The organism is Mycobacterium sp. E2699 (assembly GCF_001666745.1).
GTDB lineage: Bacteria > Actinomycetota > Actinomycetes > Mycobacteriales > Mycobacteriaceae > Mycobacterium.
Window position 1 is genome coordinate 246,974 of sequence record NZ_LZJH01000147.1, and the last position, 22,424, is coordinate 269,397.

Here is a 22,424-nt window from a genome sequence, read left to right on the forward strand (position 1 = left end):
GGCTTCGGCTCGGCGCCGCCGTTCAGCGACGTGTCACAGCGCTGAATTAGCCTGATAGCCGTGGCGGGGTTTTCTGGCGCACCGCGAACCCGATACGCCAGTTGCGGCGACACGGACATCGCTTACCAGGTGTTCGGCGATGGAGCGATCGACCTGGTGCTGCTGCCGGGACCGTCGATACCGATCGACTCGGTCGACGCCGAGCCGTCGATGTACCGCTTTCATCGGAGGCTCGCGTCGTACGCCCGGGTAATCCGGCTCGACCAGCGCGGCATCGGGCTGTCGTCCCGCGTCCCCTCGACAGACGTGATCGGGCCGGAATTCTGGGCGAAGGACGTCGTCTCGGTGATGGACGCGGTGGGATGCGAGCGGGCGACGATCGTGGCGCCGGGCTTCACCTCGATGACCGCCCTCGTGCTGGCCGCCGAGTATCCCGAGCGCGTCTGCAGCCTCGTGATCATCAACGGCGCGGCCCGCACCCTGTATGCGCCGGACTACCCGATGGGCGCCAAGATCGAGACCCTCGATCCCTACACGACCCTGGCGACCGACCCGGACGCCGTCGACCAGGGCTTCGACATGCTCGGCATCATCGCTCCCAGCGTCGCGCGCGACGACGCCTTCCGGGCCTGGTGGGACGCCGCCGGCAACCGGGCTGCCTCGCCCAGCATGGCGCGCGCGATGATCATCGCCGTCCGCCAGGCCGACGTGCGCGACACGCTGCCGCGCGTCTCGGCGCCGACGCTGATCCTGCACCGCACCGGCTCCGAGTTCACCCCCGTAGCGCACGGCCGGTACCTCGCCGAGCACATCGCCGGTTCACGCTTCGTGGAGCTACCGGGCGACGACACCCTGTACTGGGTCGGCAACACCGGGCCGATGCTCGACGAGATCGAGGAGTTCATCACCGGCATGCGGGGCGGTTCGGACGCCGAGCGCCTGCTGACCACGATCGTGTTCACCGACATCGTCGGCTCCACCGAACGGGCCGCCGAGCTGGGCGACGGCCGGTGGCGCGACGTGCTGGACAACCACGACACCATCATTCGCCACGAACTGCAGCGGTTCGGGGGGCGAGAAGTCAACACCGCGGGTGACGGATTCGTCGCCACGTTCTCCAGCCCCAGCGCCGCGCTCGCCTGCGCTGACGACATCGTCGACGCGGTGCGGGTGCTCGGCGTCGAGGTGCGGGTGGGCGTTCACGCCGGCGAGGTCGAGGTGCGCGGCGCCCTGAAGAACGACATCGCCGGGATGGCCGTGCACATCGGCGCGCGGGTGGCCGCGCTCGCCGAGCCGAGCGAGGTGCTGGTCTCCTCGACGGTGCGCGACATCGTCACCGGCTCGCGGCACCGGTTCGCCGACCGCGGCGAGAGCGCGCTCAAAGGGGTGCCGGGTCACTGGCGCCTGCACTCGCTGGTGCGCGAGCGCGCCGCCGTGCGGCGGTAACCGACGGCTCGGCGTAGGCTGCCACCGGGAGCGTGCCGAAGCCGGAGGGCATCCGGCCGCATCGATTCCTGTTGTCCGGCTTGACTTTTGACCGAAGGAGCATGCGTGACCGACGTGCACGTCTCGATGTCGCCCGCGTTGCGCCGAGCGCTGGATCTGCTCACCGATCCGCCGGCGGATCCGTACGTGAGCAAGGGCTACCTGGATCTGCTCGGCGCCCGGCCTGCCGTGGACGACGTCCCGAGGAACACCGGTCCGATCCAGGCGGCCTGGGCCTCACCGCTCGGGTCGATGCTCTACGACAACGCACAAGCCCTGTCGCGCCGGCTGATCAGCGCATGGCAGGTGCCCGTCGAGTGGTTGGACATCCCGCCCGGCGGCGTGGCGCTGGACGTCGGCTCGGGGCCCGGCAACGTCACCGCGTCGCTGGCACGCGCGGCCGGTCCCGACGGTCTGGCCCTGGGCGTCGACATCTCCGAGCCGATGCTGGCCCGTGCGGTGCGCAACGAGGCGGGGCCGCAGGTCGGGTTCATCAAGGCCGACGCGCAGCGGCTGCCGCTGCGCGACAACACCGTTGACGCGGTGATCTCGACCGCCGCGCTGCAGCTGGTGCCGAATCCGGCGGCGGCCCTCGCCGAGATGGCGCGGGTACTGAGGCCGGGCGGCCGGCTGGCCATCATGGTTCCGACCGTCGGCCGGGCGGCGCGGTTCTGGCAGAAGCTGCCGAACGTCGGGGCGCACGTGTTCGATGACGACGAAATCGGCGACATCCTGGAAAGCAACGGATTCGTCAGCGTGCGAGTCAAGAACTACGGCACGTTTCAGTGGGTGCGGGGCAAGAACGGCTGAGTCAGTTCCGTTTCAGCGCCGGGTGGCCACGGGCGAGCACCGGCAGCAGCAGTTCGGGCGGCGCGACCCGGAACAACGCCGACGCGACCCGGTTGACGCGACCCGGGACGACGACGGCCTTGCCCGCCGCGAGCCCGTCGATCCCGGCACGCGCGACCTTGGCCGCGGGCACCCACATCACCCGCGGGAGGGCAGATTCGGCCTCCTCCTTGGAGAAGCCGGCCGCCTCGCCGAAACCCGTGTCGACCGGACCGGGGCACAGCGCGGTCGCGCTGACCCCGGTGCCTCGCAGCTCGCCGCGCAGGCTGTGGGTGTAGGACAACACGAACGCCTTGGCGGCGCCGTACGCCGCCTGTCCCGGTAGCGGACCGAACCCGGCCACCGACGCCACGTTCAGGACGGCGCCGCGATGGCGGTCAACCATGCCCGGCAGGAACCGGCTGCACAGGTCCACCACGGCGGCCACGTCGACCTCGACGAGGTTGACCTCCTGCTCCGGAACGGATTTTGCGACGAGGCCCAGCGTCGAGAACCCGGCGTTGTTGATCAGGATGTCCGGAACCAGGCCGAGTGCGGCCACGCCGTCGGGCAACGCCGCCCGTGCGGCTCGGTCGGACAGGTCGGCCGGCAGCGGGTGAGCCTGCGGGCCCAGCCGTCCGGCGAGCGCTTCGAGGCGCTCGGCGCTGCGGGCCACCAGCACCACCTGATAGCCGCGCCGGGCAAGGATCTCGGCGAACTGTTCGCCGATGCCTGACGATGCCCCGGTGACGATGGCGGCACGGTCGTTGGCAGGGGGCGGCAGGGCCATGTCACCCCTCGCCGGCCTGGGCGAGCGTGGCGAGCCGGTCGATCGACTCGCGCAGCATCCCGGGCGTGGTCGAACTGGCCCTGGCCACCCGGGCGCTGTCGGTCAGCGCCGTCCAGTCATAGGTGTGGGTCACGCTGGTCAGGCCGGCGTTGATCGGGTGGAGCTCCCAGCGCCACAGGTGGCCGGGCGGCAGCTTTTTCGGTTCCGCCGGCTGCCACGCGATCGTGCTGCCCTCGATGAATTCCACCACGTGGTTCTCGCGCACGGCGCCGTTCGTCAGCGTCGTCTTGAACACGTCACCCACCTGCCGGACGCGCTGCCCCGGCGCGGCCGATGCGAGGTTGTTGTTGCCGTCCCAGCTCGGCTGCTGGGCGGGATCGGCGATCAGCTCGAAGATCCGCTCGGCGCTCGCCGAGATCACGCGGGTGGCGCTCACGATGCGTTCCGGTTCCATGTCGCTATCCAAACACGCCCGCCGATGCCGCGGGATGTGACTTTCGGCGGGCCCGGCGGGGACCTTCGGCCGTCGAAGCGCCCGCCGGCCGGGCGCGATGATGGTCTCGCCGGGTTCGCCCGGCGGCCTGTCCGAAGTGCAGCAAGCCCATTTTTGGGTGAGGCCCCCACGGCCTGCTTGACCTACCGTCACGAGACGGGGATCTGCCTTCGGACAGGCCATTCAACGTCGGTCGGTCCGTCATCCCACCCGAAGCGCCTCGACCGGCCCGGACAGCGCCGACTTCATGTAGCGGGTGTCGTCGTCGGCGAGCACCTCGGTGTCGCCCCGCTCGATGCCGTCCACGATCTGCCGCGCCACGTCCTGCGGGGTGTTCTTCGGCACGTCGAAACCCGACGCCATTTCCGTGTCCGTGAAGCTCAGGTGCACGCCGGTGACCAGGGTGCCCTGCTTTTCCAGCTCCACGCGCAACGAGTTCGTCGCCGACCACAGGGCCGCCTTCGAGTCGCCGTAGCCGCCGAAGCCGGCCACCCAGGACAGGATCGAGGCGATGTCGACCAGCGCCCCGCCGCCGTTGTCGGCCAGGATCGGGGCGAACGCCTGGGCGACGCGAAGTGCGCCGAAGTAGTTCGTCTCGAACACCGCCCGGACTTCCTCGATGTCGCTGCCCAGCAGCGTGCGCCCACTGATGATGCCGGCATTGTTGACGACGATGCCGGCGTCGGTCGCCGTAGCAGCCAGCGCGGCAACGGAATCCGGCTTGGTGACGTCGAGCTCGACGCTCACCACGCGCGGATCCTCGCTGGGCCTTGGCGACCGCGCCGTGGCGTACACCTTGGCCGCCCCCCGCCGCAGGAATTCGTCCACGATGGCCTTGCCGAGCCCGCGCTGCCCTCCGGTGACGACGACCGTCGAACCCTTGATGTTGACCATGATGATCCTTTCTGACGTAGTCAAAACTTCTTTGCCTCTGTCACCGTAGTTGACTGTCACGACATAAGCAAGTATCGTTTGAATATGTCTTCACCATGGCGTGCGTCACAGCGGTACCAGCTCGTCCCGGCCCCCGGCGGCCTGGCCCTGGTTCAGGATTTCCTCAATACGGCGGGCATCGAGGGCTACGGGCCGGACCTGTTGTCCGAGGGCGCGCTCACCGACGACTGGGTCGCCGGGGCGGTGCGGGCGTGGTCAGCCGCGCGCGGGCTGGACGCGCAGCCACCGCCGCTCGGTGACGCGGACCTGTCCAAGCTTCGGGCGCTGCGCGAGACGATCGCCCAGCTCGTCGCCGGGGAACCGCCGACGGGGCGCGGCCCGGGTGCAGTCGCGGCTTCCCTGACGCTGTCAAACAAAGGTGAGATGCACCTGGAACCCACCGGCTCGGGCTGGCGCTGGCTTGCGTCGGCGCTGTGGGGTGAGATTCTGCTCAGCCAGCGCGACGGCACCTGGCGGCGGATCAAGCGATGCCACAACCCCCAGTGCGCGTCCACCTTCTACGACCGCTCGAAGAACAACAGCGGGGTGTGGCACGACGTGAAGACATGCGGCAACGCCGCCAACCTGCGGGCTTCCCGCGCCCGTCGACGCGAACGCGCGGCGCGCGGATAGGCACCCGGCCCGGTGCGCCGGCCGTCAGCAGCGCTCGACGCCCCTGGGCATGATCCGGGGGCCGGAGGCCCCTTGCCGTCGGGCGCCTTTCAGCACGGCCTGTAGGGCGTCGCACGCGCGTGCCGCGATCGGGGCGACCATGTCGCGGTTGATGGGGCGCGGACCAATCCGGTCCTGCAGTGTTGGCACGGTTCTAAAATCCCTTGTCCGTTCGGCCGGTTCGCCGATTCATTGAATTGCACCCCGGCCGTTTTACGGCCGCGCCGCGCCGGGGTAAACGTCACGAAAAGGCATCTTGTGGCCTCACCCACATTCGCGGCGCCACGCGCGGCTCGTCACACCTTGCCCCGGAAACGGCGCAGATAGCCGAACAGCCGGTGCGCGGGCACCGGCTTGGGCCAGTCGTCGGCACGGAAGTACGCGTCGGTGCCGCCGTCGACGAAAATCAGGCTCCCGCAAAGGAAGTCGGCGGAATCCGACAGCATGAAACACATCCACTCGGCCAGCTGTCGGGCGTCGCCGAAGCCGCCCACCGGGACCGGGAACGACCGGACCGCCTTGGCCTGCCTGGGATCGGCCAGCTGTTCTTCCAGCAACGGCGTCATGATGGCGCCCGGCGCGATGGCGTTCAGGCGCACCCCCGAACCGGCCCACTCGGGCAGCACCGCATTCCGCCGCACCCAGCGGGCGACGGCGATCTTTGAGGCCGCGTACATCATCGTCGGCGCGGCCGGTCCGAACGGCCGCACGGACCGCAGCGCCCTGTCGGCATCGTGCGCGAGTAGCGCGCGCACGGTCCGCCGGGGCACCGCGGGCACCGTCGTCGTCGAATTGCTGGAGACGACCACCACTTTGGCGCGTTCGGCCGTGACCAGCGCCGGTCGCAAGGCGGCGAGTAGATCCACCACCCCGAGATAGTTGACCTGAGCGATCTGGCGGGGTCGATCGCGGCCGGGGCTCGGGCCCAGACCGGCGGCCAGCACCGCGCCCTCCAGCCTGCCGCCGCAGGCCGCCAGGATGCCGTCGGCGGCGGCCGTGCGGCCGTGCGGCGTCGACAGGTCCGCGACGATGTCGGCGTCTTTGACGTCGACGCCAATCACGGTGTGCCCCTCGGCCCGCAGCCGCTGCGCGGTTTCGCGGCCCATCCCGGACGCGGACCCGCTTATCGCGTAGGTGCCCATCGAAGACCTCCGTTCCTCGTCGGGCAGTATGCCTGTCAGCCGGCGGCGGCGCGCTCGACGTCGAGCAACTGCTCGCCGCGGCGCTCCTCGTCGTAGGCCTTGCGGCCACCGCGCAGGCCGAACAGGCGCTTCGATATCAGCAGGTAGATCACGGCGGCCACGTTGATCGTGAAGGTCACCAGCCGGGTCATCGTGATGCCCTTGGCCAGGTCGTAAATTTCCAACGGCAGGAACACCGAGGTTGCGATGACCGCGAAGTACTCGCCCCAACGCTTCAGCAACCACAGGCCGACGCCCTCGACCACCTCGATCAGCGCGTAGCCGACCAGCATCGCGGTCAGCAGGGCCAGCGTGGATGGTTTGGCGGCGAGCGCCTTCTCCAGCTCGTGCACGAGCGTCATCTGATCGACCTTGAAACCCGCCGCGCGAAAGATGGGCAGGTCGCGGTCCAGCGTGGCCTGGATCGCCCCGCGCGCGCCGCGGAACTTCCACACGGCATACGCCGCCAGCCCGATCACCACCGCGCGGAACAGCCGTTCCACCGCGAGCGCGCGGATGATGATGGCCTGACGTAAGGCCTTGCCGCGCATGACCATCGGCGCGTCCTCGGCGCGGCCCCGCCCGTGTGGCGCACCGACGGTGAATTCGGCGCACCGCAGGCAGCGCCAGACCTCACCCAGCCCGGTGGTGCCGCTGAGCCGGTCGGCGAGCGGTTCCTCGTCCGGCGCGTACGTGACGTGTCCCGCCACAGCGCAGGTGACAAGTTCCCAGCGGTTGTTCCCGCGACGTTTGCCCATGGCCGATCTTTGAATGCCGAAGGCGAACGATGCAAGGCGGCGCGCACAGCAGGGGTCGGTGGGCCTCAGAAGCGCGCCGCGCCGCGCGGGCGCCGGGCGGTGGGGCTCACCGCGCCGAGCAGGGCGGCGAACTCGGCGACGGGCATCTCGTCCAGGTGGTCGACCGCGGCGACGATGTCGTCGCGCAACGGTTCCGCGCAGAAGGGCTCGGCGAGCCAGCCGAACTTGTCGACGACGCGATCCCACGACATCGGGCGGGTCGGTGAACCCTCGTAATCGCTTTGCTCGCAACTGAATTCGCGTCCGTCGCGGGTCAGCAGGTGCACCCGGGCGGCCGTCCGCTGCGGGTAGTCCGCGGTCAGGTCGGCCGCGGCACGGACATCGACGCGCTGCAGCAGGTCCTGCACGTCGGCGCGCAACACCCGTTCGGTCTCGAGTTGCTCGGGACCGACGCCGCCGTCGAGCAACGCCACCGCACTCAGATATTTCAGGTTGTAGTCGGCCTGCTCCTTGGTCAGCGGGTGATCCTTGCCGCCGTAGGCCCCGCCGCCGGCGAAGTCGTACGCGCCCTGGAAGACCTCGAGGCTGACCCGGGCGACGTCCTCGCCACGCAGGCCGTTGTCGCCGCGAAGCGCCAACACCGCGTCGATGACGACCTGCCCGTGGATCAGCGAGCAGTATTGCTTCAGATAGGTCTGTTCCACACTGGCGAGGGCCCGGTCGGCGGTGCGGAAATCGATGGGCTGATCGAAGAGTTGGACCAGTCCGTGCGGGCCTTCGAACAACGACTTGGGCCCGGTGATCCCGCGGGCGGCCAACATCGTCGTGTAGACCGCGCGCATGCCGGTGACCGCCGGCGAGACGCCCTTCCAGTTCGACACCGGTTCGGCGTGCACGGTCGCCAGGGAGACGTTGTCGGCCGCGGCGGCGGCGATGGCGTTCGCGGTCTGTTCGGTGTCGAGGCCCAGCAGCTTGGCCGATCCGGCCGCGACCGACATCGCCAGTTGCAGAGCGTGATTGAGCCCCCGCGCCATGACCGGAACCTGGGCGCTGAACCGGCATTGCACCTCGTATGCGACCGCGAGGGCCAGCAGGAAGTCCGCCCCTGAAGCGCCGACGTGCTCGGCTACCGCCAGGATCGCGCCGAAGTTGTCGGCCGGATGGCACAGCCCGCCCATCGTCAGGTAGGTGTCGAGCAGATCGGGGTAGCGCACCAGCACCGCGTTGAAGAACGCGGCCTGATCGACCGACGCCCGCCCCCCTCCGACCAGGGTGGCGGTGGGAAAACCGCTGAACTGATCGGTGTGTTCGCGAATCGTGCCGATCAGCTCACCGTCGAGGGAGCCGACGGCGCACGCGACGCTGTCCAGCACGTTGCGCTTCAGCAATGCGCGCGGCGACCCGCTCAGGTCGGCAGGCCGCGCGCCGACGACGAAGCCGGCGAGCTCGTCCACAACGTAGGTGTGTGCCATGAACTGTGGTCCCTTCAGCGGCGTTGCGACCAGCTAAGCGCCGCAGCGCACCCGGCGTCCAGGACCGGTTGCCTACCTGTGCTCGACGAGACTTCCTACCGCTGCTCCGTGCCGTCGAGCACGCCTCTGCTGGGGTCGTCTGACGGGATCCACCACCCGCGGGCGGGGGGCGTCCGCCAATCGCGGTTGCGCGCCAGCTCCAGCAGTGATTCCACGACGCGCCGCACGCCGACCCGGTCGTCGGTTTGGCGGTGTACCAGCGACCAGGTCCAGAGCGGCACCGGGTCGGCGACGGGCCGCCGGCCCAGTCTTGGCGGAGTTACCGCGGTGTGCCGCTTGGGCGAAGCCAGCACCGGGGCGCCGATGCGGTGGACGTGTGCGTAGAACGCGTCGCCGGTGATGCCGCCGTCGTCGATCCGGACCACCCGTGCGCCGGTATCGGCCGCGAACTGGCCGGCAAAGCGGTTCCAGGAAGACCAGGCCGACTCGTCGGCGTCGAGCAATACGACAATGTCCGCTGCCGCAACGGGTTCCGCTGAGCTCGCACCGGGCAGGACCGCGTGCAACGGCTCGGCGCGCAACAACTGCGTCGTGAGGTCCCGCTCCCTCGCCTGCGGTGCGGTGACCCACGTCAGCGCCACGTCCAGCGTGCCCTCTGCGACGCGATCGACCTGGACGTGCGACGGCAGCACCCACTCATCGAGTCGCAGCGACACGGCAGGCGTCACCACGCGGGTGATGTCGTCGGGCAGCCAACTGACGTAACCCAGCCGGACCGGGAAACTCTCGGCGGCCGCCCGCTGCAACCGACGTTTGGCGTCGTCGGCCAGGCCCAATATCCGGCGCGCATCGGGCAGCAAGGTGAGTCCCGCCTCGCTCAATCGGACGCTGCGCCTGTCGCGCGCGAAAAGCTCCGCCCCGAGCTCGCGTTCGAGAGCGATGATCTGTTGCGAGAGCGCCGGCCCGGAGATGTGCACCCGATTGGCGGCTCGCCCGAAGTGCAGCTCCTCGGCAACCGCCACGAAGTAGCGCAGCTGCCGCAGTTCCATAGGGCGAGCTTAGGGGGCTCTACCTGCGGTAGGAAGAAGCACCTACTACTGGTCGGAAGCCGGTTGTGGACGCGCTGTCCTACTCGCGATTGGCTGGACTGGACCACCGCGATCTCGTAAGGAGCGACTCGATGCGACTGCCGCTGTTGCCGCCGACCAGTTTGACCGCCGCGCAGCAAGTTCTGTACGGCGACATGCGGGCCGTAATCGACAGCGGCTTTGGTGAACTCGTCGCCTACCGCAGCGACGGCGCACTGGTCGGGCCGTTCAACGGTTGGCTGCATTTCCCCCAATTCGGTTCGCCGGCTTGGGCGTTCAACAGATCGCTGTGGGAGCATGCCCTGCTGCCCGCCGGTGTCCATCAGCTGGTCATTCTGGTCACCGCCGCCAAATTCGGGGCGCGTTACGAGATCTACGGGCACGAGTACTTCGCGGCACGGGCCGGGCTGCCCGATGACAAGATCGCAACGATCGCCGCCGGTGAGCGCCCCGCCGATCTGACCGACGACGAACGGGTCGCCTACGACATGGCGGCCGCTCTCAACCGCGGCGGCGTTCTCGCCGAGACCACCTATCGGGCCGCCGTCGCGCGGTTCGGCGAGCACGGGGCTGCCGAGATCGTGTTTCTGGTGGGCTGCTTCTCCATGGTTGCCGTGACGCTCAACGCCTTCGACGCTGGAGTGCCGGGCCGCGAGGAGGCATAACGTCTCGCCTCCCGGGGTGGTTTGGTCCGCGGGCAGCGCTTGTCAGCACCTCAACATCCCGCGGTCACCCCCCAATCCGTACGGCTAACTTAAACGGCGCGATCCACGGTATGCCGCTGGGCTTTCGTGATCGCCTCGGTTTCCGCCGTGAGCTTCTCCCCGATGACCCGGATCTGCCTGGCGCTGAGTGGGCACAGCGGATGCACCGCCAGCATCAGGGCGGGTCGTCCCCGATGGTCGAGAACCGGGGCGGCGATGGTGACCACCGGTTGCTTGCGGCGTCCGGGGTTGTCGTCGGAGAGAAAGCCGATGGTGCTGAATTCGACGAGCAGCTGGTCCAGGATGTGCCGCACCGGCGTCGGCATCTCGTGGCTGTCGAGCGTGCCGACGACTTGGACGGCCTGCGCCAACGCGGGCGTCGTCCAGTCGACGTCGTAGCCACGCCGCCGCGTGTGCTCCAGGACGCGTTCGAGTCGTCGGATCCGGTCGGTGTTGTCGCCCGCGCCGCGACGGACCCACGCCCGTTGTTCCTCCTCGGTGTCCCAGGCGGCGAGCGCGACGCCGAACGGCGGGGCGTAGGGGATCCGGTCGCCCGGAATGCCCGCCGGCTGCGTGGCGGGGTCACCCTCGAAGGCGGTGACCACCAACGAGTCACCGAATCGCTCGACGACCGAGCCGGCGTAGCCCACCTCGCGGGCGAGTCGCAGCGCCGCCGAGCGCGCGGCATGCGCGATCGGGCGCGCGGTGTCGGTCCGCGCGGCCACCACGGCCAGCGCGGGACCCAGGGTGAAGGTCTTGGCGACGGGATCGCGACTGGCCCAACCTCGGTCACACAGCGTCTTCAGGATCGCGTGTGCGGTCGCCTGGGTGAGGCCGAGCTCGCGGACGATGTCCGAGAACCGCAGCCGGGTGTGCGCGGACCGCGCCAGGAGCTCGACCACGTCGAGCACGCGGGCGGTCGGCGCCGACGACGATCCCCGGATGGCTTGACTCCCTTGCGGCGAGGTTCCTACAGTAACGGCGAGATTCGAGATCATATATCGATTATTCGAGAAAATAAATGAGGTCGATCGTTGGTCCCGACGCGCTCGAGCCGGCCGGCAGATCCGACGGCCCGCCGCGCATCGTGGTACATCCGAACGGAGCCGTCGCATGACCGAACGAGAAGACCGCCAGGATATTTCGGATCTGCTGGTGCGTTACGCCACCGGAATCGACCGGCGTGACTGGGCGCTGTTCCGGACGGTGTTCACCGATGACTGCGAACTCGACTACGGCGTGATCGGCGCGTGGAAGGGTGTCGACGCCGTCACCGACTTCATGGCGCAGGTGCACGGGCTGGCCGGACACACCATGCACCAGCTGAGCAACCACGCCGTCACGGTCGACGGCGACAGGGCCGCGGCCCGCACATACATCGACGGACTAATCATGTCGGCCGACAACACATCCGGCGTCAACGCGATCGGGTTCTACGACGACGAGCTCGTCCGCACAGAAGACGGATGGCGCATCGCGCGCCGCCGGTACACCCAGGTTCGACTGACCACCGTGGGGAGCACTTAGGTGACGTTCGCAACCAAATACGGACCGTGGGCCCTCGTCGCCGGCGCGTCCGACGGGCTAGGCGCCGCGTTCGCCGCGGGAATCGCCGAGCGCGGAGTCAACGTGGTGCTGCTGGCGCGCCGCCAGTCGGCCCTGGACCACGTTGCGGCGCAGATCAGCTCGCAACACTGCGTCGAAACGCGCACGCTGGCTTTAGATCTCGCGGAGCCGGGCGCGGCGCAAGCGGTCACGGCGGCGACCGGCGACCTCGAGATCGGGTTCCTGGTGTACTGCGCCGGCGCCGACCCGAATTTCAAGCCGTTCCTTGCCAGCCCGATCGAGGCCGCCGAGGCGATCGTGCAGCGCAACTGCATGGTGCCGACGCAGCTGTGCCACCACTTCGGCGCGGCGATGGTCGAGCGAGGCCGCGGCGGGATCGTCATCTTCGGTTCCGGCGCCGGCCTGGCCGGCGGCCCGAAGATGGTCGCCTACGGCGCCTCCAAAGCGTTCGACATGGTCTTCGCCGAAGCGCTGTGGGCCGAACTGCACGACAAGGGCGTTGACGTCCTGGGCCTCATCCTCGGCAAGACCGACACGCCCGCGTTGCGACAGCTGGAGCACAGTCGCGGACAGATCAGCTCGCCCGACGACGCGCCGCCGGGCGCCGCGGCCGTCGACGACGTCATCGCGGAGGCCTTCGAGAACCTCACCAACGGCCCGACCTGGATGGTCGGGGACATGCGCGCCGCGGCGCAGATGATGTCGTCCCTGACCCGCAATCAGATCGTCGAACTGATGACGCGCGCGAGCGCCGCGGCGATGGGACCGCCGGGTTGACCGGTCGCGCGCCGGGAGATCGGCGCCCTGCCGTGAAGCTGCCTCAGCTCGGCGGAACCCCGGAGGCCGGCGGCGCGTCGTAGCGGATGTTGACGTGGTTGTCCGTCGGGCGCGCGCACCCGAAACCGACCGGGCCGGTGTGCGCGCTCAAGCTTTGCCAAAGTTTTGGATTAGCTGGCCCTAACTTTGAAGGTAGATCGTGTCAGCCAGCAAAGACGGCGTGCGGGGTGTCGGCGCGTCACCGGTCGAGAACGTTGCTGGCCTCCGGGATCGCGGGTAGGTTTGAGCGGGCGGGTCAAGTCACGGCCGCGAGCCCGAGCCATCGATGATCGGCACCCCTCTCTGAGTTGAAGGATGACGATGCTCGCCACAGACCGGCCCGCCGCAGTGACGCCGGCACGCGCGCGGCGGCGGACGCTGATCCGCTCGGCGCTGATCACCGCGACGTTCATCGCGCCGGCGGCGGTGGTCCGCATCGTCGGCCTGCACCTGGATCCGGTCGCCGCGCTGCTGACCTATGGCGCCGCGGTGGTGGCGGCCAGCTTCCTGCTGGCGTGGGCCGCCGAAGCCGCGCAGATCGACGTCGCCGGCGGGCTTGCGATCGCCGCCCTCGCTCTGGTCGCGGTGTTGCCCGAATACGCCGTTGACCTGTACTACGCCTACGTGTCCGGACGCAACCCGGAATACGCCCAGTACGCCGCCGCCAACATGACCGGCTCCAACCGGCTCCTGATGGGGCTGGGCTGGCCGGTCGTGGTGCTGGTCAGCATCGTCGTCGCCCGCAAGGCGGGCTCCGGCAAACCCGGACCCAGGACCGCCGCGGTGGCACTCGAGCCCGCCAACCGCGTCGAACTCGGGTTCCTGCTGATCGCCGGCGTGGTGGCGTTCGTGATGCCGGCGACCGGGCAGATCCACCTGGCGCTCGGGCTGACGCTGCTGGCCTGGTTCGGCTTCTACCTGTACAAGATCGGCCATGGCGACGTGGAGGAGCCCGACCTCATCGGTACCGCCGCGGCGCTCGGGGAGCTGCCCGATCGCACCCGGCGCATCGCCGTGATCGGGATGTTCCTGGCATCGGGCGCGGTGATCGTGCTCTGCGCCAAGCCTTTTGCGGACAATCTGGTCGCGGCCGGCGCGGAGCTGGGCATCGACCGGTTCCTGCTCGTTCAATGGCTGGCCCCGCTGGCCTCCGAGGCGCCCGAGTTCATCATCGCGGTCATCTTCGCCACCCGCGGCAAGGGCACGGCGGCGATCGCCACACTGATCTCCTCGAAGGTCAACCAGTGGACGCTGCTGATCGGCTCGTTGCCCCTGGCCCACATTCTCGGCGGCGGCGGACCTTCCCTTGCGCTCGATTCCCGCCAGGTCGAGGAGGTGCTGCTGACCGCCACCCAAACCCTGATGGGGGTCGCCCTGATCCTCGGGCTGCGGTTCAGCCGCGCCTCGGCCGCCGCGCTGCTGACGCTGTTCGTGGTGCAATTCCCGATCGTTTCGACGCCGGGGCGGCTGGCGCTCTGCGCCATCTACACCGTCGTGGCGGTCGTCGGGCTGATCGTCAACCGGCGCTACGTGGCGAGCACCATCAAGGCGCCGTTTGTCGGGAGGGCCATCCGGCACAGCGGCCACCCCCACCACGCCGAGGACGGTCACGGCCTCTAACATCGCCGCTTGACACAACTACCTATGGGAGCGCCGTGGCTCGCGAAGTGTTGACCGTCATCGGTGTGGGCGGCATGGGGCAGGCGATCGCCCGACGGCTGGGCTCCGGCAAGACGCTGCTGTTGGCCGACTACAACGAGGCGACGCTGTCATCGGTCAGCGAATCGTTGGCGGCCGACGGCCACCAAGTCGAGAGCCGCGGCGTCGACGTCGCGTCGGCCGAATCGGTGCGCGCGCTGGCCGAACACGCCGCTGCACTGGGTCCCGTCACACAGGTGGCACACACCGCGGGCCTGTCCCCATCGCAGGCGCCGGCCGAGGCGATCCTGGCCGTGGACCTGCTGGGTACCGCGCTGGTGCTGCAGGAATTCGGCGACGTCGTCGCGCCGGGCGGCGCGGGCGTCGTCATCGCCAGCATGGCGGGACACATGTTTCCGCCGCTTCCGGCCGAGCAGGAGCGGGCACTGGCCCACCACCCGCCCGGCGAATTGTTGCAGCTGGAGTTCATCAGCAGCATCACGGACCCCAACTTTGCCTATCCAATCGCCAAGCAGGCCAACCACATTCGCGTCCGCGCCGCCAGCGGCCACTGGGGGCGGCGGGGGGCGCGCATCAATTCCATCAGCCCCGGCATCATCTCCACGCCCATGGGTCAGCAGGAACTGGCATCCCCGGTCGGTGAAGGCATGCGCGCGATGGTCGCCATGTCCGCCACCGGCCGCCTGGGAACTCCCGACGACATCGCCGCGGCCACCGCCTTCCTGCTCGGTCCCGACGCGTCGTTCATCACCGGCACCGACGTCCTCGTCGACGGCGGCGTCATCGCGGCCATCAAGGCCGGCAGCCCCGCGAACGAATGACACGCCTCGTGGTTGGCGCGGGCCTATGCTGATCGGATGCCGCAACGGGCGTTGCGCGATCGCCTGATCGAACTCGAGGTCCCCAGCGAGGATGTGGCGCGCGGCCGGGCGCTGCGGCAAACCGTCCCGCGGCGCGCCCTCGCCCAGCTGACTCCGGCCAGCCGAACGGCGACGGAAATTCTCGTCGCCCAAAACGCGGGCCGGCTAAGCGAACTCGTCCCGCTGCGGTTCGCCCGGATGCTCGCCGACCCGTTCTCCTTCTACCGGGGTTCGGCCGCGGTCATGGCCGCCGACCTCGGCGCCGGCCCCTCGACCGGCATCGAAATCCTGTGCTGCGGCGACGCCCACGTTGTGAATTTCGGCCTGTACGCCGCGCCGGACCGATCGATCGTCTTCGACCTGAACGACTTCGACGAAGCGGGCGTTGCCCCCGCGGAGTGGGACGTCAAACGCCTGATCACCAGCGCCATCGTCGGTGGGCGCCATGCCGGCTATCCCGACGACGCCATCCGCCGTTGCGTCGAGGAGGCCGTGACCGGCTACCAGAAGAGCCTGCAGGCCATGCTCGAGGAGATGGACGTCCTGGACCGCTACTACCTCCGGGTGGAACCCGAGCACTACACCGGGAAGGTGTCCAAGGGGCTGCAGGCGGTCATCCAAAAAACCATATCCCGGGCGCGCAGCCGAACGTCGGCGCGAGTCTTCAGGAAAATCACCGAGGTCGGGCGCGACGGAACCCCGCGCCTGCGGGAGGATCCCCCCGTGCTGCAGCACGTCGACGAGGAGACCGAGGCGCCGTTGGTGGAGGCGGTCAGGGAGTACCTGACCGCCGTCCCGTCCGACGTCGCGCTGTTGTTGTCGCACTTTCGCATCACGGATGTCGCGCTGCGGGTGGTCGGCGTGGGCAGCGTCGGGACCCGTTGCTACCTGGTCATATTGGTGGGGCCCAACGGCACGCCGCTGATCCTGCAGATCAAGGAGGCCACCCGGTCGGTGCTCGACGAATACGGCGGTTGGGCGCAGCCGGAGAGCCTCAAGGCGGCCGTCGAGGCGCACGGCCAGGGGGTGCGGGTCATCGACGGTCAGGTGATTCTGCAGGCGATGTCCGATGTGTTCCTCGGGGCCACGCGCAAGGACGGCCGCGACTACTACGTCCGCCAGTTCCATGACATGAAGGGCAGCATCGACGTGGCAGGGATGTCGGCGTCCACGTTCGGCGAATACGTCGTGGCGTGCGCGGTGTTGCTGGCGAGGGCGCATTCGCAGAGCGCCAATGCCTCGATCCTGCGCGGGTACGTCGGGACCAACGACACGGTGCACCAGGCGATCGCGGAGTGGTCCTATGCTTACGCCGACAAGTCGCTCGACGACTTTCACCAACTGCGCGCGGCGGCGGCGGCCGGCGACATCGAGGTGGCCGGCGACCCGCGCCGATAGCGGCTGGGACCTCACGCGGGAGTCAGTCGGACCGCCAGGCGCGTGGGGCCGCGCAGCAGGCTGTTGGTAGACCAGCGGGGTGCACCGACCACGGATATCCGGTCGACCCGCGTGACGAGCTCACGCAGCACCGCCTGGGCCTCCATGCGAGTCAATTGCGCTCCGATACACAGGTGCGCGCCGAACCCAAAAGTCATGTGCTGGGTGGGATTTCGATGCACCCGAAACGCGTCGGGTTCGTCGAACGCCAGCGGATCCCGATTGGCGGCCCCAATCGACAGCATGATCCGGGAACGCGCTGGAATCGTGGCGTCCCCGACCCGGTAGTCGTTGAGTGCGGTGCGATACACGTTCTGCGCCGGTGACAGATAGCGCAGCAATTCCTCGACCGCCATCGGTACCGAGTCGGGGTCGGCGCGTAGCAGCTCATACTGCTCCGGGTGGGCGGCCAGGGTGTCGAACATGCCGCCGAGAAGATTGGTGGTGGTCTCATTGCCGGCCAACAGCAGAAGCATCGCGAAATAGAACAGCTCGCGGTCGGGCAGGGAGCCGGCCGCGTTCTCAGCCAGCAGCCGGCCCAGGATCGTGTCGGAGCCCTTCAGTCCGCCCACGGCGAACTGCCCGGTGAAATAGCGGTGCATCGCCCAGGAGCCGCGCAACGAGCCGGCGAGCTTGCGGGCGCCGCGCACCGACAGGTCGAGATCGGTGATCTGTACCGACGCTTCCGACCACCGCCGAAAATCGTCGACGTCGGTGTCGGGAACACCCAGCAATTGGGCGATCAGCCGCACCGGCATCGGGATCGCCAGCCGTTGCACCACGTCGCAACCCGGGTTGGCCAACACGTCGCGGACCGTCTCCGCGGCCAACCGGTCGATGATCGGACGCCAGCTGTCAAGCGCGGCCCTGGTGAAGGCCGGCAGCACCTGACGCCGCTGCCGGGAGTGTTTCTCGCCGTCGAGCGAGACCAGGATGGGCGTGCGTATCCGGGTCAACATCGGCCCTTCGGCACTGGACAGGTTGGCGTCGTCGCGAGCGGCGGCCCGGACATCGTCCAAACGGCTCAGGACAAACACCCTGCGCTTCGGGTTGTACTGCACTCGAGGGCCGGCGTGCAATCGGCGGTAGGCCGAGTGTGGTTGGGCCGCCGTCGCCGCGTCCAGCGGGTCGTATGCCGTGATGGCCGCATCGATCGGCGCGCGCCGGCGGGCGCCCGCCGCATTGGCCAACACGGCGCCGGCCAGCGTGCGCGCCGCAGAGCCGGTGAAGCGAACCCCGTCAGTGAGCGTCATCGATCACCTGTCCTGTATTGTTACGTAACGGACCGTAACGTAAATCTCCGTAATCGACAATGGGTTACCTGCTGTGGACATGACAATCGACGAGCTCGCGCGCCGCGTCGATATGACGGCGCGAAACATTCGCGAGTGGCAAACCAACGGCCTGGTGCCACCGCCACAGCGCCGCGGTCGGATCGGGATTTACAACGACGACCACATCTCACACATTGAACGCATCAAATCGCTTCGAGCACAAGGATTTCCGCTCGACGTCATCCGGCGGGTTCTGGACCAGTCCGGTGAATCGGCACCCGAGTTACGCCGGCTGACCTCGCAAGCGCTCGGCCCCGCCAACCTCACCGGGTCGATGGAGATGAAACGGGTCGACCTGGCCGAACAGTTCGGCGCCGACGCGGAGCGATACCTGGCAGAGTGCGGGCTGATCGAGGTGGTCAACGACGAGTTGCTCGTCATCACCGACACCAGAACGTTCGACTACGTCGAGAAGCTCGTCGCCACCGGCCTGCCGTTGGAGAAGGTCGCCGGCGCGCTCGCCCACATGACCAATCACCAGATCGCGAGCATGCAGGCGTTCGTCGACCTCTATCGCGACGAAATCTGGGAGCCGTTCCTGCACGACGGGCTACCCATCGACGACTGGCCCGCGATCGCCGAAAAGACCGTCCAATTACGTTCCCTGGGAATCGGTCTCGGCATGCAGGCGTTCCGCAGGGCGATCGACAATGTGGCAGGGAGAATCGCTACCGAGGAAGCCGCGAAGATCGACGTTCCGAGGACGCCCCGAAAGCGGCGGAGCACCTCTTGAGTGGTGCGACCAGTCTCGTGGCCGCAGGCGCCAGGTACGCCGGGCGTATTCCAGCTCGGTGTAGGGCCATTGGGTGACGATGCGGCCCGAGGGCGAGCGGAAGTAGCTGTCGCACCGGGTCCAGATGGTGCGCTCGAGGTCCGCGGAAAGCCGCTCGTTGTAACGCTTTTCGGCCTCCGGACGCACGTCGACGTAGCCACCGCGGCGTGCCACCCGACTCACCGCGCTGGCCACCAGGCGCGCGCCGGCCTCGAGGATGTAGACGATCGAGTTGCCACCCTGGTTGGTGTTGGGACCGTAGAGCATGAAGAAGTTCGGGAAGCCCGCGACGGCCACGCCCAGGTATGCGCTCGGGTCCGCGCCCCAGCGCTCGTGCAGGCGCTTTCCGCCGATCCCGATGACGTCGATCCCCGAGAGATAACGGGACGTCTCGAAGCCGGTGGCCAGCACGATCACGTCGGCGTCGACGGCCCGGCCGGCCTTGGTGACAACCGACTTCTCGGTGACGTGGTCGATGGGGTCGGTGACCAGGTCGACATGGTCTTGCTGCAAAGCCCGGTAGTAGTCGTCCCCGAGCAGCACCCGCTTACAGCGAAATGGGTAGTTCGGCGTCAGTGCCCGCCGAAGCCGCTCGTCGGCCACGGTGCGCTCCAGAAACGACGTCGCGATCTGGCTGCGCGCGGTGACGACGGGGTCGTCGGCGAAGGTCGCGGTGTTGTCGTGCTGAAATTTCCAGATCTGCCAGCGGGTGCGGCGGGTAGCCAGCGGGTTGCGCCGAAATTGCGCCAATTCGGTTGGGCTGTAGGGGCGGTCGTCCTTGGGGACCATCCACGGCGGGGTGCGCTGGAACACCGTCACGCGGTCGGCGATCTTGGCCAGCTCGGGAACGGCTTGCACGCCGCTGGCTCCCGTGCCGATCACCGCCACCTTCTTGCCGACCAACTCGAGGTTGTGATCCCACTGCGCGGTGTGCATGAGCGTGCCGCTGAAGTCGCGCAGGCCGGCGATGTCGGGCAGCTTGAGCGACCCGAACAAACCCACGGCGCAGACGATGACGTCGGCGGACAATGTGGCGGTGCGCCCGGAGCGCTCCAGCCGACAGTCCCACTGCCACGTATCCGAGTTCCAGCGGACAATGTCGACCCTGGTGTCGAGCATGAGGTGGCGACGCAGATCGAAGTCGTCGGCCACCGACTCCAGGTAGGCCAGGATCTCGGGCTGCCGCGCGTAGGTGCGGCTCCAGGACTTGTTGGGCGCGAACGAAAACGAATACAGGTGACTCTGGATGTCGCAGGCGGCCCCGGGATAGGTGTTGCGCCGCCAGGTGCCCCCGACCCCGTCGCCGGCCTCGATGATCACCAGGTCGTCGATGCCAGCGCGGCGCAGCGCCACCGCCGCGCCGAGACCACCGAAGCCGGCGCCGATGATCGCCACCTTCGGCGAGGGCCGACGCCGCGTCGCCGCCCGGGCGCGTCCGAGGACGTACTTCACCGACCTGCCCCGCGAATCTCGAGGCCTTCCATCTCCCCTTTCGCCCGCCACGCCTGAAGGATGTCGGCGTACTCGGTCGGTGCTCCGATGAAGAAACTGCCCTGCCGAGTCTTGGCGTCGGCCTTGCCTTCCCGGTTGTAGTAGCCCGGGGTGCAGGTCCGTGCCCGTTCCGCGGTCGCGGCCGAGCGGGCCACGACCATGTCGACCCAGGCGGCCTCGGCCGCGGGGGACGCCTCGATCTCGGTGACGCCACGGGCCAGCGCCCACGCGATGATCCACGCGGCGTGGCCGGCCTGCACGTCCAGCAGGTACGGGAAGTTCACCGTCAGCCCGGCCTGCGCGATGCTCTCGATGAAGCAATTCGGAAAACCGTTGGCGCACAGGCCCTGAAACGTGCGGACGCCGTCGCTCCAGCGCTCGGTCAGTGTCACCCCGTCGCGGCCGATCAGCTCAAATCCCGTGCGCCGGCAGTAGTCCGTGCCCACCTCGAAGCCGGTGGCGAAAATGAGGCAATCCAGTTCATAGGCCACCCCGTCGACGACCACGCCGTTCTCGGTGATGCGCTCCACCCCGCGGCCCCGCGTGTCGACCAGGGTGACATTGTCGCGGTTGAACGTCTGCAGGTACTCGTCGTGGAAGCAGGGCCGCTTGCAGAAATAGCCGTACCAGGGTTTGAGTGCGTCGGCCGTGGCGGGGTCGCTCACGATCTGGTCGACCCGCGCCCGGATCTCCTCCATCTTGGCGAAGTCGGCCAGCTCGATGTTGGGGGCCGGCGAGCCGTCGCCGTCATGGCGCATGACCGGGAGCTTGCGGGTGATGCTCGTCCACGCGTCGGCGACGAGGTCTTCGTCGGCCTGCCCGCCGGCCGTCAGCACCTGGAAGTTGCGGATGCGTTCGCGCTGCCAGCCCGGCCGTAACGCGTTGGCCCACTGGGCATCCGTGGGCCGATTGGCTCGCACGTCGACGGAGGACGGGGTGCGCTGAAAAACGAAAAGGTGCCCCGCCGCGGCGGCGAGGTGCGGGACGCACTGGACCGCCGTGGCGCCGGTGCCGATGATGCCGACCCGCTTCCCGGCCAGGTTCTCCAGCGTGTCGCCGGTGTAGCCGTAGTCCCACCGGCTGGTGTGGAAGGCCTTGCCGCGAAAGCGGCCCAGGCCGTCGATCCCGGGCAGCTTCGGCTTGGCCTGGTACCCGTTGGCCATGGACACGAACCTGGCCCGCATCTCGTCGCCGTGGTTCGTCCGGATCACCCAGCGGGAAGCCGGTGAATCCCAACGTATCTCGTGCACCTCGGTTCGCAGGCACGCGTCGCGGTAAAGGTCGTAGCGCTCGGCGATGCGCCGGCAGTGGGCGAAGATCTCCGAGCCCCTGGCGTACTTGTCGGTCGGGATGTAGCCGAGCTCCTCCAGCAGCGGCATGTACACGTACGATTCGACGTCGCAGGCGATCCCCGGGTACCGGTTCCAGTACCAGGTGCCGCCCACGTCGGCCGCCCGGTCGATCAACCGCACGCTGTCGACACCGAGCTCCCGCAGCCGGGCACCCGTCAACAGCCCGCCGAATCCGGCGCCGATGACCGCGACGTCCACCTCGTCCGCGAGCGGCTCGCGGGTGAAGTTGCCGTCCACCCACGGGTCTTCGGCGAATCGGGCGAAGGCGCCCGACGTCTCCACGTATTGCGCGATGCCATCCGGGCGCAGCCGCCGGGCCCGTTCCTCGGCGTACCTGCGCCGCAGCGCGTCGACGTCGAACGTCACGCCGACGGTCTCGGTCACGGCACCGGCCTTTTCATCGTGGCCCCGACTATATAATCAATCAATTGATCATATCAATGGGGCCGTCAGGGCCTCGGGCCCAACAGCGTGCCCCGGATCAGCCGCTTGGCGGAGCGCAGGGCCGCCTGGTAGTCGTCCGGCGGCAGCGAGGCGCCCAGCTCGGTGAGGCCGTAGATGAGCGAATAGACCGCCTCGGACGCGCCCCTCGAGGCGCCGTCAGGGCCGCCCTCGAGGATGCCGTCGATGATGGCGCGGAACGCCTGAAACCCCGCGCCGCCGTCGATTTGGGATTCGAGCAGGCTTTCGGCCCGGATCGCCCACTCGAAAGCCGCGAGGTCCGGGAACTCGC

General features: G+C 68.8%; 20 protein-coding genes and 2 pseudogenes. 10 read left to right on the top strand and 12 right to left on the bottom strand.

The annotated features are described in order from the left end of the window. The first annotated feature begins 60 nt into the window (after window positions 1–60). Together A5696_RS26395 and A5696_RS26400 are read left to right on the top strand one after the other, a co-directional pair. Window positions 61–1,446, top strand: a complete 1,386-nt coding sequence (locus tag A5696_RS26395) for an adenylate/guanylate cyclase domain-containing protein (protein WP_067884171.1) — start codon at window positions 61–63, stop codon at window positions 1,444–1,446. A gap of 105 nt (window positions 1,447–1,551) precedes the next feature. Continuing rightward, the gene (locus A5696_RS26400) at window positions 1,552–2,295 is read left to right on the top strand and encodes a class I SAM-dependent methyltransferase (RefSeq protein ID WP_082969146.1); all 744 of its coding nucleotides are present in this window, start codon (window positions 1,552–1,554) and stop codon (window positions 2,293–2,295) included. Between the two features lies 1 nt (window position 2,296). On the opposite strand, the gene A5696_RS26405 is transcribed toward A5696_RS26400, so the two are convergent. From A5696_RS26405 to A5696_RS26415, 3 genes are all read right to left on the bottom strand, one after another. After that, window positions 2,297–3,103 carry an SDR family oxidoreductase gene (locus tag A5696_RS26405; protein WP_067884173.1) on the bottom strand — a complete coding sequence of 269 codons (807 nt, stop codon included), beginning with the start codon at window positions 3,101–3,103 and terminating at the stop codon, window positions 2,297–2,299. 1 nt (window position 3,104) lies between these two features. Next, window positions 3,105–3,557, bottom strand: a complete 453-nt coding sequence (locus A5696_RS26410) for an SRPBCC family protein (RefSeq protein ID WP_067884174.1) — start codon at window positions 3,555–3,557, stop codon at window positions 3,105–3,107. 240 nt (window positions 3,558–3,797) lie between these two features. After that, the gene (locus A5696_RS26415) at window positions 3,798–4,490 is read right to left on the bottom strand and encodes an SDR family oxidoreductase (protein WP_067884177.1); all 693 of its coding nucleotides are present in this window, start codon (window positions 4,488–4,490) and stop codon (window positions 3,798–3,800) included. Between the two features lie 84 nt (window positions 4,491–4,574). Between A5696_RS26415 and A5696_RS26420 the strand changes: the two genes are divergently transcribed. Then, a complete protein-coding gene (locus A5696_RS26420; RefSeq protein WP_067884180.1) occupies window positions 4,575–5,162 on the top strand; it encodes a CGNR zinc finger domain-containing protein in 588 nt (195 codons plus the stop codon). A 335-nt stretch (window positions 5,163–5,497) separates the two neighbouring features. Here A5696_RS26420 and A5696_RS26425 read toward each other — a convergent pair whose 3' ends face one another. From A5696_RS26425 to A5696_RS26440, 4 genes are all read right to left on the bottom strand, one after another. Continuing rightward, complete coding sequence (locus A5696_RS26425) at window positions 5,498–6,343, bottom strand: SDR family oxidoreductase (RefSeq protein WP_067884183.1); 846 nt, start codon at window positions 6,341–6,343, stop codon at window positions 5,498–5,500. A gap of 35 nt (window positions 6,344–6,378) precedes the next feature. Further along, window positions 6,379–7,140, bottom strand: a complete 762-nt coding sequence (locus A5696_RS26430; protein WP_067884184.1) for a DUF2127 domain-containing protein — start codon at window positions 7,138–7,140, stop codon at window positions 6,379–6,381. Window positions 7,141–7,205: 65 nt separating this feature from the next. Beyond that, window positions 7,206–8,594 (bottom strand): MmgE/PrpD family protein, encoded by a 1,389-nt coding sequence (locus tag A5696_RS26435; RefSeq protein ID WP_082969154.1) that lies wholly within the window; start codon window positions 8,592–8,594, stop codon window positions 7,206–7,208. A 113-nt stretch (window positions 8,595–8,707) separates the two neighbouring features. Beyond that, window positions 8,708–9,661 (bottom strand): LysR family transcriptional regulator, encoded by a 954-nt coding sequence (locus tag A5696_RS26440; RefSeq protein ID WP_067884189.1) that lies wholly within the window; start codon window positions 9,659–9,661, stop codon window positions 8,708–8,710. A gap of 131 nt (window positions 9,662–9,792) precedes the next feature. Between A5696_RS26440 and A5696_RS26445 the strand changes: the two genes are divergently transcribed. Next, a complete protein-coding gene (locus A5696_RS26445; RefSeq protein ID WP_067884192.1) occupies window positions 9,793–10,365 on the top strand; it encodes a carboxymuconolactone decarboxylase family protein in 573 nt (190 codons plus the stop codon). An 89-nt stretch (window positions 10,366–10,454) separates the two neighbouring features. Here the strand turns inward: A5696_RS26445 and A5696_RS26450 are convergent, their stop codons facing one another. Then, the gene (locus A5696_RS26450) at window positions 10,455–11,315 is read right to left on the bottom strand and encodes a helix-turn-helix domain-containing protein (protein WP_067884193.1); all 861 of its coding nucleotides are present in this window, start codon (window positions 11,313–11,315) and stop codon (window positions 10,455–10,457) included. A gap of 202 nt (window positions 11,316–11,517) precedes the next feature. Here A5696_RS26450 and A5696_RS26455 point away from each other — a divergent pair, with 202 nt between their 5' ends. The 5 genes from A5696_RS26455 (at window position 11,518) to A5696_RS26475 (ending at window position 16,703) form a co-directional block, all read left to right on the top strand. Beyond that, the gene (locus A5696_RS26455; protein ID WP_067884196.1) at window positions 11,518–11,931 is read left to right on the top strand and encodes a nuclear transport factor 2 family protein; all 414 of its coding nucleotides are present in this window, start codon (window positions 11,518–11,520) and stop codon (window positions 11,929–11,931) included. Further along, window positions 11,932–12,747 (top strand): SDR family NAD(P)-dependent oxidoreductase, encoded by an 816-nt coding sequence (locus A5696_RS26460; protein ID WP_067884197.1) that lies wholly within the window; start codon window positions 11,932–11,934, stop codon window positions 12,745–12,747. A 354-nt stretch (window positions 12,748–13,101) separates the two neighbouring features. After that, the gene (locus A5696_RS26465; protein ID WP_067884200.1) at window positions 13,102–14,406 is read left to right on the top strand and encodes a sodium:proton exchanger; all 1,305 of its coding nucleotides are present in this window, start codon (window positions 13,102–13,104) and stop codon (window positions 14,404–14,406) included. Window positions 14,407–14,441: 35 nt separating this feature from the next. After that, window positions 14,442–15,266: an SDR family oxidoreductase gene (locus A5696_RS26470; protein ID WP_067884201.1), complete on the top strand. Its 825-nt coding sequence runs from the start codon at window positions 14,442–14,444 to the stop codon at window positions 15,264–15,266. A gap of 36 nt (window positions 15,267–15,302) precedes the next feature. Continuing rightward, the gene (locus A5696_RS26475) at window positions 15,303–16,703 is read left to right on the top strand and encodes a DUF2252 domain-containing protein (protein ID WP_067884202.1); all 1,401 of its coding nucleotides are present in this window, start codon (window positions 15,303–15,305) and stop codon (window positions 16,701–16,703) included. Between the two features lie 11 nt (window positions 16,704–16,714). Here the strand turns inward: A5696_RS26475 and A5696_RS26480 are convergent, their stop codons facing one another. After that, entirely contained in the window at window positions 16,715–17,995 is a 1,281-nt protein-coding gene (locus A5696_RS26480; protein WP_082969147.1) for a cytochrome P450, read from the bottom strand. 79 nt (window positions 17,996–18,074) lie between these two features. Between A5696_RS26480 and A5696_RS28760 the strand changes: the two are divergent. Further along, window positions 18,075–18,266: pseudogene (locus tag A5696_RS28760) on the top strand (helix-turn-helix domain-containing protein); the annotation flags it as partial. A gap of 405 nt (window positions 18,267–18,671) precedes the next feature. Here the strand turns inward: A5696_RS28760 and A5696_RS26485 are convergent. The 3 genes and pseudogenes from A5696_RS26485 to A5696_RS28135 form a co-directional block, all read right to left on the bottom strand. Continuing rightward, window positions 18,672–20,243, bottom strand: coding sequence for an NAD(P)/FAD-dependent oxidoreductase (locus A5696_RS26485; protein ID WP_082969156.1), 1,572 nt, complete (start codon window positions 20,241–20,243; stop codon window positions 18,672–18,674). 53 nt (window positions 20,244–20,296) lie between these two features. Further along, window positions 20,297–22,075: an NAD(P)/FAD-dependent oxidoreductase gene (locus A5696_RS26490; RefSeq protein WP_067884206.1), complete on the bottom strand. Its 1,779-nt coding sequence runs from the start codon at window positions 22,073–22,075 to the stop codon at window positions 20,297–20,299. A 65-nt stretch (window positions 22,076–22,140) separates the two neighbouring features. Continuing rightward, window positions 22,141–22,424: pseudogene (locus A5696_RS28135) on the bottom strand (TetR/AcrR family transcriptional regulator); the annotation flags it as partial.